Annotated in this window: 12 protein-coding genes and 1 pseudogene; 8 read left to right on the top strand and 5 right to left on the bottom strand. The window is 67.2% G+C overall.

The genetic code is table 11. From position 1 onward, the window contains the following. Window positions 1-489, top strand: a 489-nt coding sequence (locus tag ACYP33_RS17790) for a nitronate monooxygenase (RefSeq protein ID WP_459623047.1), incomplete at its 5' end; no start/stop codon positions are given. 66 nt (window positions 490-555) lie between these two features. Then, entirely contained in the window at window positions 556-1,197 is a 642-nt protein-coding gene (locus ACYP33_RS17785; protein WP_414451840.1) for an OmpW/AlkL family protein, read from the top strand. A 102-nt stretch (window positions 1,198-1,299) separates the two neighbouring features. Here the strand turns inward: ACYP33_RS17785 and ACYP33_RS17780 are convergent, their stop codons facing one another. After that, window positions 1,300-1,503, bottom strand: coding sequence for a DUF1289 domain-containing protein (locus tag ACYP33_RS17780; RefSeq protein ID WP_459623045.1), 204 nt, complete (start codon window positions 1,501-1,503; stop codon window positions 1,300-1,302). A 47-nt stretch (window positions 1,504-1,550) separates the two neighbouring features. After that, window positions 1,551-2,912: a phospholipase A gene (locus tag ACYP33_RS17775; protein WP_459623043.1), complete on the bottom strand. Its 1,362-nt coding sequence runs from the start codon at window positions 2,910-2,912 to the stop codon at window positions 1,551-1,553. A 426-nt stretch (window positions 2,913-3,338) separates the two neighbouring features. On the opposite strand from ACYP33_RS17775, the gene ACYP33_RS17770 reads away from it, so the two are divergent. The 4 genes from ACYP33_RS17770 to ACYP33_RS17755 all read left to right on the top strand — a co-directional run bounded on the left by ACYP33_RS17770 (window position 3,339) and on the right by ACYP33_RS17755 (window position 7,442). Then, a complete protein-coding gene (locus ACYP33_RS17770) occupies window positions 3,339-4,433 on the top strand; it encodes a polyamine ABC transporter substrate-binding protein (RefSeq protein ID WP_414445388.1) in 1,095 nt (364 codons plus the stop codon). Window positions 4,434-4,540: 107 nt separating this feature from the next. Beyond that, the gene (locus ACYP33_RS17765; protein ID WP_459623041.1) at window positions 4,541-5,701 is read left to right on the top strand and encodes an ABC transporter ATP-binding protein; all 1,161 of its coding nucleotides are present in this window, start codon (window positions 4,541-4,543) and stop codon (window positions 5,699-5,701) included. After that, window positions 5,698-6,627, top strand: coding sequence for an ABC transporter permease subunit (locus tag ACYP33_RS17760; RefSeq protein ID WP_414445386.1), 930 nt, complete (start codon window positions 5,698-5,700; stop codon window positions 6,625-6,627). The genes ACYP33_RS17765 and ACYP33_RS17760 overlap by 4 nt, the downstream gene beginning before the upstream one ends. Then, window positions 6,624-7,442: an ABC transporter permease subunit gene (locus ACYP33_RS17755; RefSeq protein WP_459623039.1), complete on the top strand. Its 819-nt coding sequence runs from the start codon at window positions 6,624-6,626 to the stop codon at window positions 7,440-7,442. Before ACYP33_RS17760 ends, ACYP33_RS17755 begins: the two co-directional genes overlap by 4 nt. Window positions 7,443-7,521: 79 nt before the next feature. Here ACYP33_RS17755 and ACYP33_RS17750 read toward each other — a convergent pair. Continuing rightward, window positions 7,522-8,805: pseudogene (locus ACYP33_RS17750) on the bottom strand (NAD(P)/FAD-dependent oxidoreductase); the annotation flags it as partial. A gap of 30 nt (window positions 8,806-8,835) precedes the next feature. Then, a complete protein-coding gene (locus ACYP33_RS17745) occupies window positions 8,836-9,735 on the bottom strand; it encodes an MBL fold metallo-hydrolase (protein ID WP_459623037.1) in 900 nt (299 codons plus the stop codon). Between the two features lie 236 nt (window positions 9,736-9,971). On the opposite strand from ACYP33_RS17745, the gene ACYP33_RS17740 reads away from it, so the two are divergent. Further along, window positions 9,972-11,432: a sigma-54 interaction domain-containing protein gene (locus tag ACYP33_RS17740; protein WP_459623036.1), complete on the top strand. Its 1,461-nt coding sequence runs from the start codon at window positions 9,972-9,974 to the stop codon at window positions 11,430-11,432. 99 nt (window positions 11,433-11,531) lie between these two features. Here ACYP33_RS17740 and ptrR read toward each other — a convergent pair whose 3' ends face one another. Then, entirely contained in the window at window positions 11,532-12,401 is an 870-nt protein-coding gene (ptrR, locus tag ACYP33_RS17735) for a putrescine utilization regulator PtrR (RefSeq protein WP_414445381.1), read from the bottom strand. 103 nt (window positions 12,402-12,504) lie between these two features. Between ptrR and ACYP33_RS17730 the strand changes: the two genes are divergently transcribed. Beyond that, the coding region (locus ACYP33_RS17730) for an aldehyde dehydrogenase family protein (protein ID WP_459623034.1) at window positions 12,505-13,862 on the top strand (1,358 nt) is incomplete at its 3' end.

Raw genomic sequence — 13,862 nt, 5'->3', positions numbered from 1 at the left:
GCGGCGCTCGAACTGGGCGCGAACGGCGTGCAGGTCGGCACGCCGTTCGCGGTGACCGAGGAGGGCGATGCGCATCCGGCCTTCAAGCAGGTGCTGGCGCAGGCGCGGCCCGAGGACATCGTCGATTTCATCAGCGTGACGGGGCTGCCGGCGCGCGCGGTGCGCACGCCATGGCTGGAGCGGTATCTGCGTCACGAGGCGCGGATTCGCGCCAGGCTCGGCGCGCTGCGGCAGCGCTGCCCGACGGCGCTCGAATGCCTGTCGGTGTGCGGCCTGCGCGATGGCGTCGAGCGTTTCGGTCACTTCTGCATCGACACGCGGCTCGCAGCGGCCCTGCGTGGCGACGTGGCCAACGGCCTGTTCTTCCGCGGCCGCGAAGCCTTGCCGTTCGGCACCGCGATTCGCAGCGTGCGCGACCTGCTCACGCTGCTGCTGACGGGCAGCGAGCCGGAATCTGCGACAAAGCGTCCCACGTTTTCTTTGGCTTGATGCGCGTCAAGTCGCCGCTGGCGGCCCCCCACGACAATCCATATCGTTCTCAGGGGAATTTTTGCCATGAAAGTAAAAGCTCGTTGCGTTGTGTCCGCTTTCGCCTGCGCCGCCGCCGTCGCGATGACGCCTTCCGTCTCGCACGCGGCGTCGCAGGGCGAGGGCATCAATCAGGGCGACATACTGATGCGCCTGCGTGCGATCGAAATCGCGCCGAACGATCGCGGCAGCGGCACGCTGTCCGCCATTAACGCTGGCGTGAACAACGCCGTGGTGCCCGAACTCGATTTCACCTACATGATTCGCGACTATCTCGGCGTCGAGTTGATCCTCGGCACCTCGCGTCATCAGGTCAATTCGAATCTCGGCCCGCTCGGCGGCGTGAACGTGCTGCCGCCCACGCTGCTGCTGCAATACCACTTCAATCATGCGGGCAAGGTGCGGCCGTATGTCGGTGCGGGCCTGAACTACACGTATTTCTACAACGACGGCCTGCACGTCGGCGATCAGGGCGTGGCGGTGCACAAGAGCAGCTTCGGCCCGGCCCTGCAGTTCGGCGTGGACGTTCAGGTCACCAAGCAATTCTTCGTCAACGTCGACTTGAAGAAGCTGTGGATGCACACCGACGCCACGCTCGGCGGCCAGTCGATCGGGCGGCTGCATATCGACCCGATCATCGTCGGGGTCGGCGTCGGCATGAAGTTCTGACGAACGGAATTCAAGCGTTGGGGTTGAGCGGCACGGCGGTTCGCGTGCCGCTTTTTTTCGTCCGCGGCCAGGGCGGCGGCGGATGCCGCTGGCGCGGCGTGCTCAGAGCTTGTCGTACTGGAAGCGCTTGGCGGTGCCTTCGAGCGTGATGCGTTCCCACACCGCGGCTTTTTCTTCCTCGCTCATGAATACCCAGTTCGCGACTTCGAGCGCGGTGCGGCCGCAGCCCTTGCAGATGTCGTCGAATAGCGTCGAGCAGACGCCGATGCAGGGACTGTCGGGCTTGTCGTGAAGGTTCGAGCTCATGGTGGTGCGGTGTCGGTTCGGTGCGGCAAAAACGCTATGGTAAAGCATCAGCGCGCGATGCTCACGCCGACGCGCGCGATCCAGTGCTGGCGCCGGTTGTAGTCGAGCAGATCCTCGCCGTAGCCATTGAAGTAGCCGAGCCACACGTAGCCGCCCCAGGCATCGCCGAGCAGTTTCGCGAGCGGGTACGACAATTGGCTGTCGACGCTGCCGTACCAGTGGTGCGTGCCCTTGCGCAGCGTGGTGGCCAGTTGCCAGCCGTCGGGGCTGCCGTATTTGATGACCAGATCCATGTAGCCGCGGTAATCGGCGATGTCGCGGTTGTCGCTGATGCCCACGTAGTAGTACAGCATCGGCGAAACCTGCCAGTGGTAATCGGACAGGTCGCCGAACTCCCAGGTGGGCTGCACGAACGCGATGTTCAGGCTGCGCGAATCGGTGCCGGCCTTGCCGTTCGACTCGTGCCCGATACCGGCCGCGAACCCCATCCGCGTGAACCACGTGCTGTGCAGGCCGGTGTCGGCGACGTAGTAGAACAGCCTTGGCTTGTAGCTGGTGTCGCGGAACGGTTTCGAATCGGCCGACAGATCCCAGATCGAGGTTTGCGTGTAGCCGAAATAGAGGTTGTCGAGCAGCGCGCGCGAGGCCGGGTTGTCGGGCATGTGCAGGCGGTACTTGAAGCTCAACTGCAGCTTCGCACTGACGTCGCCGTTCACGCCCGCGCCGATGAACATCGGCTCGTAATACGAGATTCTCGACAGCAGGCCCTGCGCGCCGGTGGTCAGCGCGTCGGCGCTCGGCTGCGGCAGGCCGGCGGTGGCGGCCACCGTGGACGCGGCGGCGGCCACGCCGGCCGGCGTCGATTGATGCGCCTCGGCCGATTCGGCGCGCGCCACGGCGACCTGGTTCGGGCCGCGGTTCAGCGAGACCACGGCCGGCGAGGCGTCGAAGCCCACCGGCGCGATCGTCACGGTGCCGCGCGCGCTGTCGGGCCACGGCGCCGAGAATCGCACCTTGCGGTACTGGCCCGCGCGCAGCGTGAAGCGCGCGGGCACGCCGGCCTCGCGCACCAGCTTGACGGGCACCGGCGGCTGCTCGGCATTGGTCACGGTCACGTCGATCGAATCGGGTGCGGTGACGGGCAGCGGCGCGCGATCGTCGTCCGAGTAGATCAGCGTCAATGTCAGCGGCGCATCGGCGGCCGCTTCGCGTGCCGGCTGCACGAGCGAGACGGTGGCGTGCGCGGCGCCGGCCGCACAGAGCAGGGCGGCCGGCAGCAAGCGCGGCAGCAGGGCATGGAACCGCGTGCCGAACGTGTTGCTCGGCAGGGTGGGCGTGATGGGAGCGGAGATGGAGACGGACGAACGAGCGTGACGATGGCGCATGAGTACGATGGATTGGCGAAGCACGGTGGAGTGTCGTGCGGCAACAAGGACACTGCGACAAGTTGGCTTATTGTAATTCAGCGGCAAGCTTGAAACGGATGCCCGATCGTCAGCCGTTTTTGTTGCGGCTGCGATGGCGCGGACACGCAAGCCGGTGTCGCGCCGCCGATTGCGCGCCCGTGCGCCGCATGCCGTGCGCGAGCCGGGCCGTCGGGGCATGACATTGCACCGGGCCGCCCGATATTTTTTCGGGTGGACAGGCCCGCATAACCCGATAAAATTGCCGCGACTTCCCGGTGGGTGTTCCGTTTGTGCGACATCGGCGCATTTTTTTTGTGACGCTCCGGGTTTAGTGATATTTTTCGGGTTTTTCAGGGACGGGTCGCCTTGGCGGGCCGTCGTGACGACACAGTCGATACCGGCCAGCATAGGGCCGGACGGGAGAACGGGATGAACGCAAAGGTAGCTGGCCGGTTGATGGCCCTCTCGCTGTGCGTAGCCGCCACGGCGGCTTCGGCGAAGGACACGCAGCTCAATGTCTACAACTGGTCCGACTATATTGCCAAGGACACCATCCCCAACTTCGAGAAGCAAACGGGCGTCAAGGTCCGCTACGACAACTACGACAGCGACGACACGCTGCAGGCCAAGCTGCTGACCGGCAGCTCGGGCTACGACATCGTGGTGCCCACCAGCAACTACGCCGGCAAGCAGATCGCCGCCGGCATCTTCGCGCCGCTCGACAAGTCGAAGCTGCCGAACCTGAAGAACCTCGATCCGCAACTGATGGCGCTGGTGGCCGGCGCCGATCCGGGCAACAAGTACACGGTGCCCTGGGCCTACGGCACGACGGGCCTGGCCTACAACGTCAACAAGGCCCAGCAGATCCTCGGCAAGGTGCCGCTCGACAACTGGGACATCCTGTTCAAGCCGGAAAACATCTCGAAGCTGAAGGCCTGCGGCGTGTCGGTGCTCGACGCGCCGGACCAGATGTTCGCGGCCGCGCTGCACTACATCGGCAAGGATCCGATGAGCACCAACCCGGCCGATTACCAGGCCGCGATGGCGGTGCTCAAGAAGATCCGCCCGTACATCACGCAGTTCAACTCGTCGGGCTACATCAACGATCTGGTCGGCGGCGACATCTGCTTCGCCTACGGCTGGTCGGGCGACGTCGTGATCGCCAAGCATCGCGCGCAGGAAGCGAAGAAGCCGTACAAGGTCGAGTACTACATTCCGAAGGGCGGCGCGCCCGTGTGGTTCGACGTGATGGCGATCCCGAAGGACGCGAAGAACAAGGAAGCGGCCCTCGAGTGGATCAACTACATCGAGGATCCGAAGGTGCACGCGGCCATCACCAATACGGTGTATTACCCGAGCGCGAACGCCGCGGCTCGCCAGTTCGTCAGCAAGGACGTGGCGAACGACCCGGCCGTGTACCCGCCGGCCGATGTGGTCAAGACGCTGTTCCTGCTCAAGCCGCTGCCGCCGGAAATCCAGCGCCTGCAGACGCGGCTCTGGACCGAGTTCAAATCCGGCCGCTGAAGCTCGCCGCGGTTCGATACCGTCCCTCAAGCCCCTGGTGCCCCCGGGGGCTTTGTTCGTCTTAAATCGCCTTTGTTCGGTACTACCCAGGAGTGATGCAGCAGATCATGAATAGCCCGTCGCGCTTGTCGTCCGCCGCTGCGCCGTCCAGCCCGTCCAATGTTTCGCCGGCGGGCAACGCCGCGAACTTCGTGCAGATCGTCGACGTGGTCAAGCAGTTCGGTGACACCCCCGCGGTGCGCCAGGTCAATCTCTCCGTCGAGAAGGGCGAACTGTTCGCACTGCTGGGCAGTTCCGGTTGCGGGAAATCCACGCTGCTGCGCATGCTGGCCGGCCTCGAAACCGTCACCTCGGGCAAGATCCTGATCGACGGCGAGGACCTCGCCCAGATGCCGCCGTACAAGCGGCCCGTGAACATGATGTTCCAGTCGTACGCGCTGTTTCCGCACATGACGGTGGAAGCGAACGTGGCGTACGGCCTCAAGCAGGAAGGCACGCCCAAGGCCGAGCTGAAGGCGCGCGTGCGCGATGCGCTCGAACTGGTGCAGATGAGCCGCTATGCGACGCGCAAGCCGCACCAGCTCTCGGGCGGCCAGCAGCAGCGCGTGGCGCTGGCGCGTTCGCTGGTCAAGCGGCCCAAGCTGCTGCTGCTCGACGAACCGATGTCGGCGCTCGACAAGCAGATCCGCCAGCGCACCCAGATCGAACTCGTCAACATTCTCGACAAGGTCGGCGTCACCTGCATCATGGTCACGCACGATCAGGAAGAGGCGATGACGATGGCGAACCGGATCGCCGTGATGAGCGAAGGCCAGATCGTGCAGATCGGCGCGCCGCGCGAAGTCTACGAATATCCGAACAGCCGCTTCTCGGCCGAATTCATCGGCTCGACGAACCTGTTCGAGGGCAACGTGGTCGAGGACGAGCCCGATTACGTGTTCATCGAATCGTCGGAACTGCCGTGCCGCATGCACGTGAGCCACGGCATCACCGGCCCGCTCGGCATGGCGGTGACGGTGTCGGTGCGCCCCGAGCGCATCGCGCTGACGCGCAAGCCGCCCGAAGGCGCCTACAACTGGGGGCACGGCGTGATCACCAACGTGGCCTACATGGGCGGCTACTCGCTGTATCACGTCAGGCTCGATTCGGGCAAGACCGTGATCGCCAACGCCACCAGCCTCGCGCTGTCGGAGATCGACACGCCGGGCTGGAACGACGAGATCTACGTGCGCTGGAGCGCCACGGCCGGCGTGGTGCTGACCGCATGAACGCACTGTCCACGTTCTTCGGCTGGCCGATGCGCAAGCTCGGCCTGAGCGGCCGCACGGCCGTGATCGCGGGGCCGTTCTTCTGGCTCCTGCTGTTCTTCGCGGTGCCGTTCCTGCTGGTCGTGAAGATCAGCTTCGCGGAACTGAACCTCGGCATTCCTCCGTACACCGAACTGACTTCGTTCGCGGACGGCGTGCTGAACATCAAGCTGAACCTGTCGCACTACGCGTTCCTGTTCACCGACAGCCTGTATTTCGCGACCTATGTGAACTCGGTGTGGGTGGCGGCCGTCACGACGTTCCTGTGCCTGCTGCTCGGCTATCCGATGGCGTATTACATCGCGCGCTCGAACCCGGCCTCGCGCAACCTGCTGATGATGGCGGTGATGCTGCCGTTCTGGACGTCGTTCCTGATCCGCGTGTATGCCTGGATCGGCATTCTCAAGAACAACGGACTGCTGAACAACTTCCTGATCGGCATCGGCCTGATCCACTCGCCGATCGAGCTGTATCGCACCAACATCGCAGTGTATATCGGCATGGTCTACACCTACCTGCCGTTTCTCGTGATGCCGCTCTACGCGCACCTCGTGAAGATGGACCTGCGCCTGCTCGAAGCGGCGTACGACCTCGGCGCGAAACCGTGGAAGGCGTTCCTGACCGTCACGCTGCCGCTCTCGCGCAACGGCATCATCGCGGGCTGCCTGCTGGTGTTCATTCCGGCGGTGGGCGAGTACGTGATTCCCGAGCTGCTCGGCGGCGCCGACACGCTGATGATCGGCCGCGTCATGTGGAACGAGTTCTTCAACAACGCGGATTGGCCGATGGCCTCGGCGGTGACCTGCGCGATGGTGCTGCTGTTGCTGGTGCCGATGGCGGCGTTCCAGCACTTCCAGGCGAAGGAACTGGAGGGCCGCCGCAAATGATGCCGAATCGTTATCTGCGGATCGTGGCGCTCGGGCTCGGCTTCGCGTTCCTGTACATCCCGATCCTGAGCCTGATCGTCTACTCGTTCAACGCGTCGCAACTGGTGACGGTGTGGTCGGGCTTCTCGACGCGCTGGTATGCGGCGCTGCTGGCCGACGACGAACTGATCGCGGCGGCCTGGCTGTCGCTGAAGATCGGCGTGATGACCGCGTTCGCGTCGGTGTTCATCGGCACCTGGGCCGGCTTCGTGCTGGCGCGCATGGGCCGCTTTCGCGGCTTCGCGCTCTACTCGGGCATGATCAACGCGCCGCTCGTGATCCCCGAGGTGATCCAGGGGATCTCGCTGCTGCTGCTGTTCATCGAGCTGGCCAAGTGGATCGGCTGGCCCGCGCAGCGCGGCATGTTCACGATCTGGCTCGGCCACGTGATGCTGTGTCTGTCCTACGTGGCGATCATCGTGCAGTCGCGCGTGCGCGAGCTCGATCCGTCGCTGGAGGAAGCCGCGCTCGACCTCGGCGCGACGCCGTTCAAGGTGTTCTTCACGATCACGCTGCCGCTGATCTCGCAGGCGCTGGTGTCGGGCTGGCTGCTGTCGTTCACGCTGTCGATCGACGATCTGGTGCTGTCGGCGTTCCTGTCCGGCCCCGGCTCGACAACCTTGCCGCTGGTGGTGTTCTCGCGTGTGCGCCTCGGGCTGAACCCCGAGATGAACGCGCTCGCCACGCTGTTCATCGTTGCCGTGACGATCGGCGTGATCGGCGCCAACATGGTGATGCTGCGCCGCGAACGCAGGCGGCTGGCCGTAGCGGCCTGAGCTTGGCCAACTCATGAAAAACGCCCGGAATCGTGTTCGCGATTCCGGGCGTTGTCGTTGTCGTTGGCGGCGCGGCGGTTCAGGCCTCGCTGACGGCCGGCTCGACAAACCACTCGCGGCCCTTCAGCATCGCGTGCCAGTAGACGGGCGGCAGCAGTTTTTCCTTCAGGAACCACGCGAGCTTCGACGGCCGGGTGCCGTCGTTGAGCCAGGCGGGGAAGGTCGGCGCGACCTTGCCGCCGTACAGGAACTCGGCCAGCACCACGCGCCCGCGCTCGACCGTCAGCGGGCACGAGCCGTAGCCGTCGTAACGCGCCACGCCGCGCGTGCGGCCGAGCGCGGCCAGCACGTTGTGCGCGACCACCGGCGCCTGCTTGCGCGCGGCGGCGGCGGTCTTGGCGTTGCTGGTGTTGGTCGCGTCGCCGAGCGCATGAATGTTCTCGAAGGCGCGGTGGCGCAGCGTGGCCGGATCGACGTCGATCCAGCCGTTCGCATCGGCCAGCGCGCTGTCGCGCACGAAGCCCGGCGCGCGTTGCGGCGGCACGGCGTGCAGCATGTCGAATTCGCGCGTGATGTCCTCGGTGCCGCCGCCGTCGGCCTCGGCGCGCGCGCGGCGAAAGCGCGCCAGGCGCGCGGGGCCGTCCACGGCGATGAGCGTGTCGCCGAAGCGCAGGTCGATGCCGTAGCCCTTGACCGATTCCATCAGCGCCGGCACGTAGGCCGGCACGCCGAACAGCGCCGGCGCGGCCAGGTGGAATTCGATCTCGATATTGCCGAGGCGGCCGGTGCGCCGCCAGTGATCGGCCGACAGATACATGGCCTTTTGCGGCGCGCCGGCGCATTTGATCGGCATCGGCGGCTGCGTGAAGATCGCGCGGCCGCGCGGCAGCGCCTGCACCAGCTGCCACGTGTACGGCGCGAGGTCGTAGCGGTAGTTCGAGGTCACGCCGTGCTGGCCGAGCGTGTCGCTCAGGCCTTCGATGCCGGCCCAGTTCAGTTCGATGCCGGGGCACACCACGAGTTGCCGGTAGCCGACGCGCGTGCCGCCATCGAGCGTGATGGTCTGCTGCTCGGGCGAGAACGCGGTGACGGCCGAGCGGATGTGCGTCACGCCGCGCGGCAGGACGCTGGCCATCGGCCGTGCCGTGGACGGCGCATCGAACACGCCGCCGCCCACCATCGTCCAGCCCGGCTGGTAATAGTGCATGTCGGCGGGATCGACGAGCGCGATGTCGAGCGTGCGATCGCGCTTGAGCAGGCTGGCGGCGGTGGCGATGCCGGCCGAGCCGGCGCCGACGATCACGATCTCGTGACGCGCGGCCGGCACGGCGGCGTTGGTAGGGGAGGCGGACATGTTCAGGATTCCTTCAAGGTGAGACGGCGGCCGTGGCGCTTACAGCGCATCGATCGGCAGTTTCAGATAACGGATGCCGTTCGGCGCCGGATCGGGCAGCCGGCCGGCGCGCATGTTGACCTGCACCGACGGCAGGATCAGCACCGGCATTGCCAGCGTGGCGTCGCGCGCGGCGCGCATCGCGACGAAGCTGTCTTCGTCGATGCCTTCGTGCACGTGGATGTTCGCGTCGCGCTGCGCGGCCACGGTGGTGACCACGCAGGCCTCGCGGCCGCCGTCGGGCGGGTAGTCGTGGCACAGGTAGAGCCGCGTGTCGGGCGGCAGGCTCAACACCTTGCGGATCGAGCGGTAGAGCGTGCGCGCGTCGCCGCCGGGAAAGTCGCAGCGCGCGGTGCCGTAGTCGGGCATGAACAGCGTGTCGCCGACGAACGCGGCGGTGTCGGCGGGCGCCGAACCGTCGGCGCGCGCCACCACGTAGGTCATGCAGGCCGGCGTATGGCCCGGCGTGTGGGTCGCGCGGATCGCCAGCGCGCCGAGCGCCAGCGTGTCGCCGTCGTCGATCAGCCGGTCGAACGGGCGGCCGTCGGGCACGAACTCGGGGCCGGCATCGAACAGCGCGCCGAACACCTTCTGCACGCGCGTCACGTCGCGGCCGATCGCGATCTCGCCGCCGAAGCGCGCCTGCAGCCACGGCGCGGCCGACAGATGATCGGCATGCACATGGGTTTCGAGCAGCCAGCGCACGCGCGCGCCGAGCGCCTCGACATGCGCGGCGACGCGCTCGGCGCTCGCATGGCTGGTGCGGCCCGATTTCGGATCGAAATCGAGCACGGAATCGATGATCGCGCACTCGCGCGTGGCCGGGTCGAGCACGACGTGGGTGGCCGTACAGGTGGCCGGATCGAAGAACGAGTCGACGGTGAAGGCGGGTTCGGACATCGCGGGGTGCTCCGGAAACGATCAAGAACCGTCTGTGTACACAAGATACATGCCAGCGGCATCGGCTTGCCGCGTCATTCGGCTAGTAGTTTGATCCGGCGACGATTTTTCGCGACGAGGCAGGGCGGGTGCGCGCCGGTTGTCCCGCGGGAATCGCAGATCGCTGCCATCGATGGCAGTGCCATGGCAGTCCTGTGGCAGAATTGGCGGCTTGCCTGTCATTGCCTGGGTTCGTCATGTCCACTCGCCGCCGTACCGCTGCGCCCACTGGTTCAGCCGATGCGCTTGGTGCGCCCGAAGAGGCCGGACGCCAGCGCCGCACGATCCTGATCGTCCCGGCCGATAAGGCCGATAAGGCCGCCGCCGCCCATTCTCCCGCCGGCCTCGGCGCGCTCGTCTCCTACCTCGAACACGATCCGCAGCCGATGATCGTGGTCGATCGCGATTACCGGATTCTCGCCGCCAACGCGGCCTACCAGCGCCAGTTCGGCGTGGCGGGGCAGGCCCACGTCGGGCGGCACTGCTACCGCGTGTCGCATCACTACGACGTGCAGTGCGATCAGGCCGGCGAGCATTGCCCGATGCGCGCCGCGCTCGAATCGGGCGCGGCGTCGCGCGTGCTGCATATCCATCACACGCCGCGCGGGCCGGAACATGTCGACGTGGAGATGCGGCCGGTGTTCGACGGCACGGGCGAGGTCACCGCCTATGTCGAACGGCTGACCACGGTGCGCAGCGCCTCGGCGCGGCCCAGCGCGAGCGGCCTGGTCGGCAGCTCCGAGCCGTTCAACGCGGCGTTGTCGGCCTTGCAGCGCGTCGCGCCATCGACGCTGCCGGTGTTGCTGCTCGGCGAATCGGGCACCGGCAAGGAGCTGTTCGCGCGGGCGCTGCACGAGGGCAGCCCGCGCGCGGCCGGGCCGTTCGTGGTGGTCGATTGCTCGGGCATCGCCGAATCGCTGTTCGAGAGCGAGCTGTTCGGCTATGAGAAGGGGGCGTTCACCGGCGCGCAGGCGCGCAAGCCGGGCCTGGTCGAAACCGCGCAGGGCGGCACGCTGTTCGTCGACGAGATCGGCGACGTGCCCGCCTCGATGCAGGTCAAGCTGCTGCGGCTGATCGAGACGGGCACGTTCCGGCGCGTCGGCGGGGTGGAGGCGTTGCGCGCCGATTTCCGGCTGGTGGCGGCGACCCATCAGCCGCTGCGCGAGATGATCGCCGACGGGCGTTTTCGCCCCGATCTCTATTACCGGATCAGCGCGTTTCCGATCGATCTGCCGCCGGTGCGTGCGCGTCATGGCGACATCGGCCTGATCGCCGAATCGATCCTGCGCCGCATCGCCGATGCCCGGCCCGGCGCGCGGCCCTGCGTGCTGCACGAGGCGGCACGCGCCTGCCTCGACGCCTATGCGTGGCCCGGCAATATCCGTGAGTTGCGCAACGTGCTCGAACGCGCCTGCCTGTTCGCCGACGACGGCGTGATCCGCGTCGAGCATCTGCCCGACGCGCTGCGCGGTGCGCTTGCCGGCGCGACGGAGTCGCCCGGCCTGCCCAAGCCCGGCGCGCCCGACGACGCCACGCTGCGCCACGTCGCCGGCAGCTTTCGCGGCACGCGCCGCGCGCTGGCGGCGCGGCTCGGGATCAGCGAGCGCACGCTGTATCGGCGCATGCGGGCGTTGGGGCTGGCCGGGCGGGGCGGTTGATATGGCGCCGAGTTCGTATCGCGCCGCACCGGCTGCGCTCGGTCACCGCAAGCGGTATCGAGCCGCATCGAGTTGCCCCATGCCCGCCAAGCCTTCCCGTCATCGCGCCGGATGCGGATGCGTGACCAGCTGCGAGAACGCTTCCAGCGCTTTCGATACGGTGCCTTTGCGCCAGATCAGCCAGGTCCGCAGCAGGCCGAATTCCTTGCCCATCGGCCAGGCGCGCACCGATTGCGAGCCGGGCATGCTTTCGAGCATGCTGCGCGGCATGATCGCGAGCCCGCCGCCGGCGCTCACGCAGGCCAGCATGCCGTGATACGACTCCAGTTCGCGGATCTCGCCGGGCAGCGCGCCGTCGTTGGCGAGCCAGCGTTCGAGGTGGCGCCGGTACGAACAGTTCTTCCGGAACACGTAGAGCGCGTCGCCGTCCGCGTCGCGGCCTCGGCGGATCGGCGCATGCGCGGCCGGCGCGACGATCACCATCTCCTCGTCGAACACCGGGAAGCCGGTCAGCTCGGCGTGGTCGAGCGGGCCGTCGACGAACGCGGCGATCAGGTCGCCGCTCAGCACGCCGTCGATCATCTGCCCGGATGGCCCGGTCGCCAGTTCGAGCGCGACCTGCGGAAAGTGCTGGTTGTAGGTGGCCAGCAGCGCCGGAATCCGCACCGCCGCCGTGCTCTCCAGCGCGCCCAGCGCGAAGCGCCCGGCCGGCTGTTGGCCGGCCGTGACGGCACGCGCCTCGGTCACGAGGTTCAGGATCTTGCCGGTGTAATCGAGGAAGATCCGCCCCGCCTGCGACAGCGACAGCCGGTTCTTCTCGCGCGTGAACAGGTCCACGCCCAGTTCTTCCTCGAGTTGCTTGATGCGGGTGGTCAGATTCGACGGCACCCGGTGCACGGCCTGGGCGGCGGCCGCGATGCTGCCGTGGCGGGCGACGGCCTGAAACATTTCCAGCTGGACGAGATCCATGTCGACGTTCTCGAAACGTGAATGATTTGCTCAAAACTATTCAGTTTCATTGAGCGATGGCCGAGCTTACACTGCCCCCCATCGAATGCCAACGGAGATCACCATGAGCCAAGCCGCACCTGTTTTTCGCTCCATCAGCCCGCTCGACGGCAAGGAAATCGCCACCTATCCGGTGCAGGGGCCGGACGATCTGGAACAGGCCCTGCAACGCACCGCGGCCGCCTTCGGCGAATGGAAGCGCCGCTCGATCGAGGCGCGCGGCGCGGCGCTGAAGCGGCTCGGCCAGGCGCTGCGCGCCGATGCGCAGCGGATCGCCGAAACGATCACGCTCGAAATGGGCAAGCCGATCAAGCAGGCGCTGGCCGAAGTCGAGAAGTCGGCCGGCGTGTGCGACTGGTACGCCGAGCATGCGGGCGACTTCCTGGCCCCGGAGCCGACGCTCGTCGAGGGCAACAAGGCACGCATCGAATACCGTCCGCTCGGGCCGGTGCTGTCGATCATGCCGTGGAATTTCCCGATCTGGCAGGTGGTGCGTGGCGCGGTGCCGGCGCTCGCCGCCGGCAACACCTATGTGCTCAAGCACGCGCCGAACGTGCTCGGCTCGGCCAACCTGCTGCGCGAGGCGTTCGAGCGCGCCGATTTCCCGGCCGGCGTGTTCGAGCTGGTGAATCTGTCGAACGAGCTGGTGTCGGCGGCGATCGCCGATCGGCGCATCGCCGCCGTCACGGTGACGGGCAGCGTGCGCGCCGGCTCGGCGATCGGCGCGCAGGCGGGCGCGGCGCTGAAGAAGTGCGTGCTCGAACTGGGCGGCTCCGATGCGTTCATCGTGCTGGCGGACGCCGATCTCGACCTGGCCGTGGCGGCCGCCGTGGCCGGGCGCTTCCAGAACTCGGGCCAGGTGTGCGCGGCGGCCAAGCGTTTCATCGTCGAGGCGCCGGTGCTCGACGCGTTCACGGCGCGCTTCGTCGAGGCCGTCAAGTCGCTGCGCATGGGCGACCCGCGCGATCCCGACAACTACGTCGGCCCGATGGCCCGCTACGACCTGCGCGACGAACTGCACGCCCAGGTCGAGCGCACGCTGGCCGAAGGCGCCACGCTGCTGGTGGGCGGCGCCAAGGTGGCAGGCGAGGGCAACTACTACCAGCCGACCGTGCTGACCGGCGTGACGCCCGCCATGACCGCGTTCCGCGAGGAACTGTTCGGGCCGGTGGCGTCGATCATCCGCGCCGAGGATGCCTCACATGCCGTGCAACTGGCCAACGACAGCGATTTCGGCCTGACGGCGTCGGTGTTTACGGCCGATGCGGCGCTGGCCGAATCGATCACGCGCGAGCTCGAGGTGGGCGGCGTGTTCATCAACGGCTACAGCGCCAGCGACGTGCGCGTGGGCTTCGGCGGCGTCAAGAAGAGCGGTTTCGGCCGCGAGCTGTCGCACTTCGGCCTGCGCGAGTTCTGCAACGC

It is taken from the genome of Burkholderia sp. 3C (genome assembly GCF_054589155.1).
This window is presented reverse-complemented; position numbering and strand designations above follow the sequence as displayed.

Excerpts from the sequence above, each read along its gene's own strand:
- ACYP33_RS17745 (WP_459623037.1), bottom strand. The coding sequence starts at position 9,735 with ATGTCCGAACCCGCCTTCACCGTCGACTCGTTCTTCGATCCGGCCACC.
- ACYP33_RS17740 (WP_459623036.1), top strand. The coding sequence starts at position 9,972 with ATGTCCACTCGCCGCCGTACCGCTGCGCCCACTGGTTCAGCCGATGCG.
- ptrR (WP_414445381.1), bottom strand. The coding sequence starts at position 12,401 with ATGGATCTCGTCCAGCTGGAAATGTTTCAGGCCGTCGCCCGCCACGGC.
- ACYP33_RS17755 (WP_459623039.1), top strand. The coding sequence starts at position 6,624 with ATGATGCCGAATCGTTATCTGCGGATCGTGGCGCTCGGGCTCGGCTTC.
- ACYP33_RS17765 (WP_459623041.1), top strand. The coding sequence starts at position 4,541 with ATGAATAGCCCGTCGCGCTTGTCGTCCGCCGCTGCGCCGTCCAGCCCG.
- ACYP33_RS17785 (WP_414451840.1), top strand. The coding sequence starts at position 556 with ATGAAAGTAAAAGCTCGTTGCGTTGTGTCCGCTTTCGCCTGCGCCGCC.
- ACYP33_RS17760 (WP_414445386.1), top strand. The coding sequence starts at position 5,698 with ATGAACGCACTGTCCACGTTCTTCGGCTGGCCGATGCGCAAGCTCGGC.
- ACYP33_RS17780 (WP_459623045.1), bottom strand. The coding sequence starts at position 1,503 with ATGAGCTCGAACCTTCACGACAAGCCCGACAGTCCCTGCATCGGCGTC.
- ACYP33_RS17770 (WP_414445388.1), top strand. The coding sequence starts at position 3,339 with ATGAACGCAAAGGTAGCTGGCCGGTTGATGGCCCTCTCGCTGTGCGTA.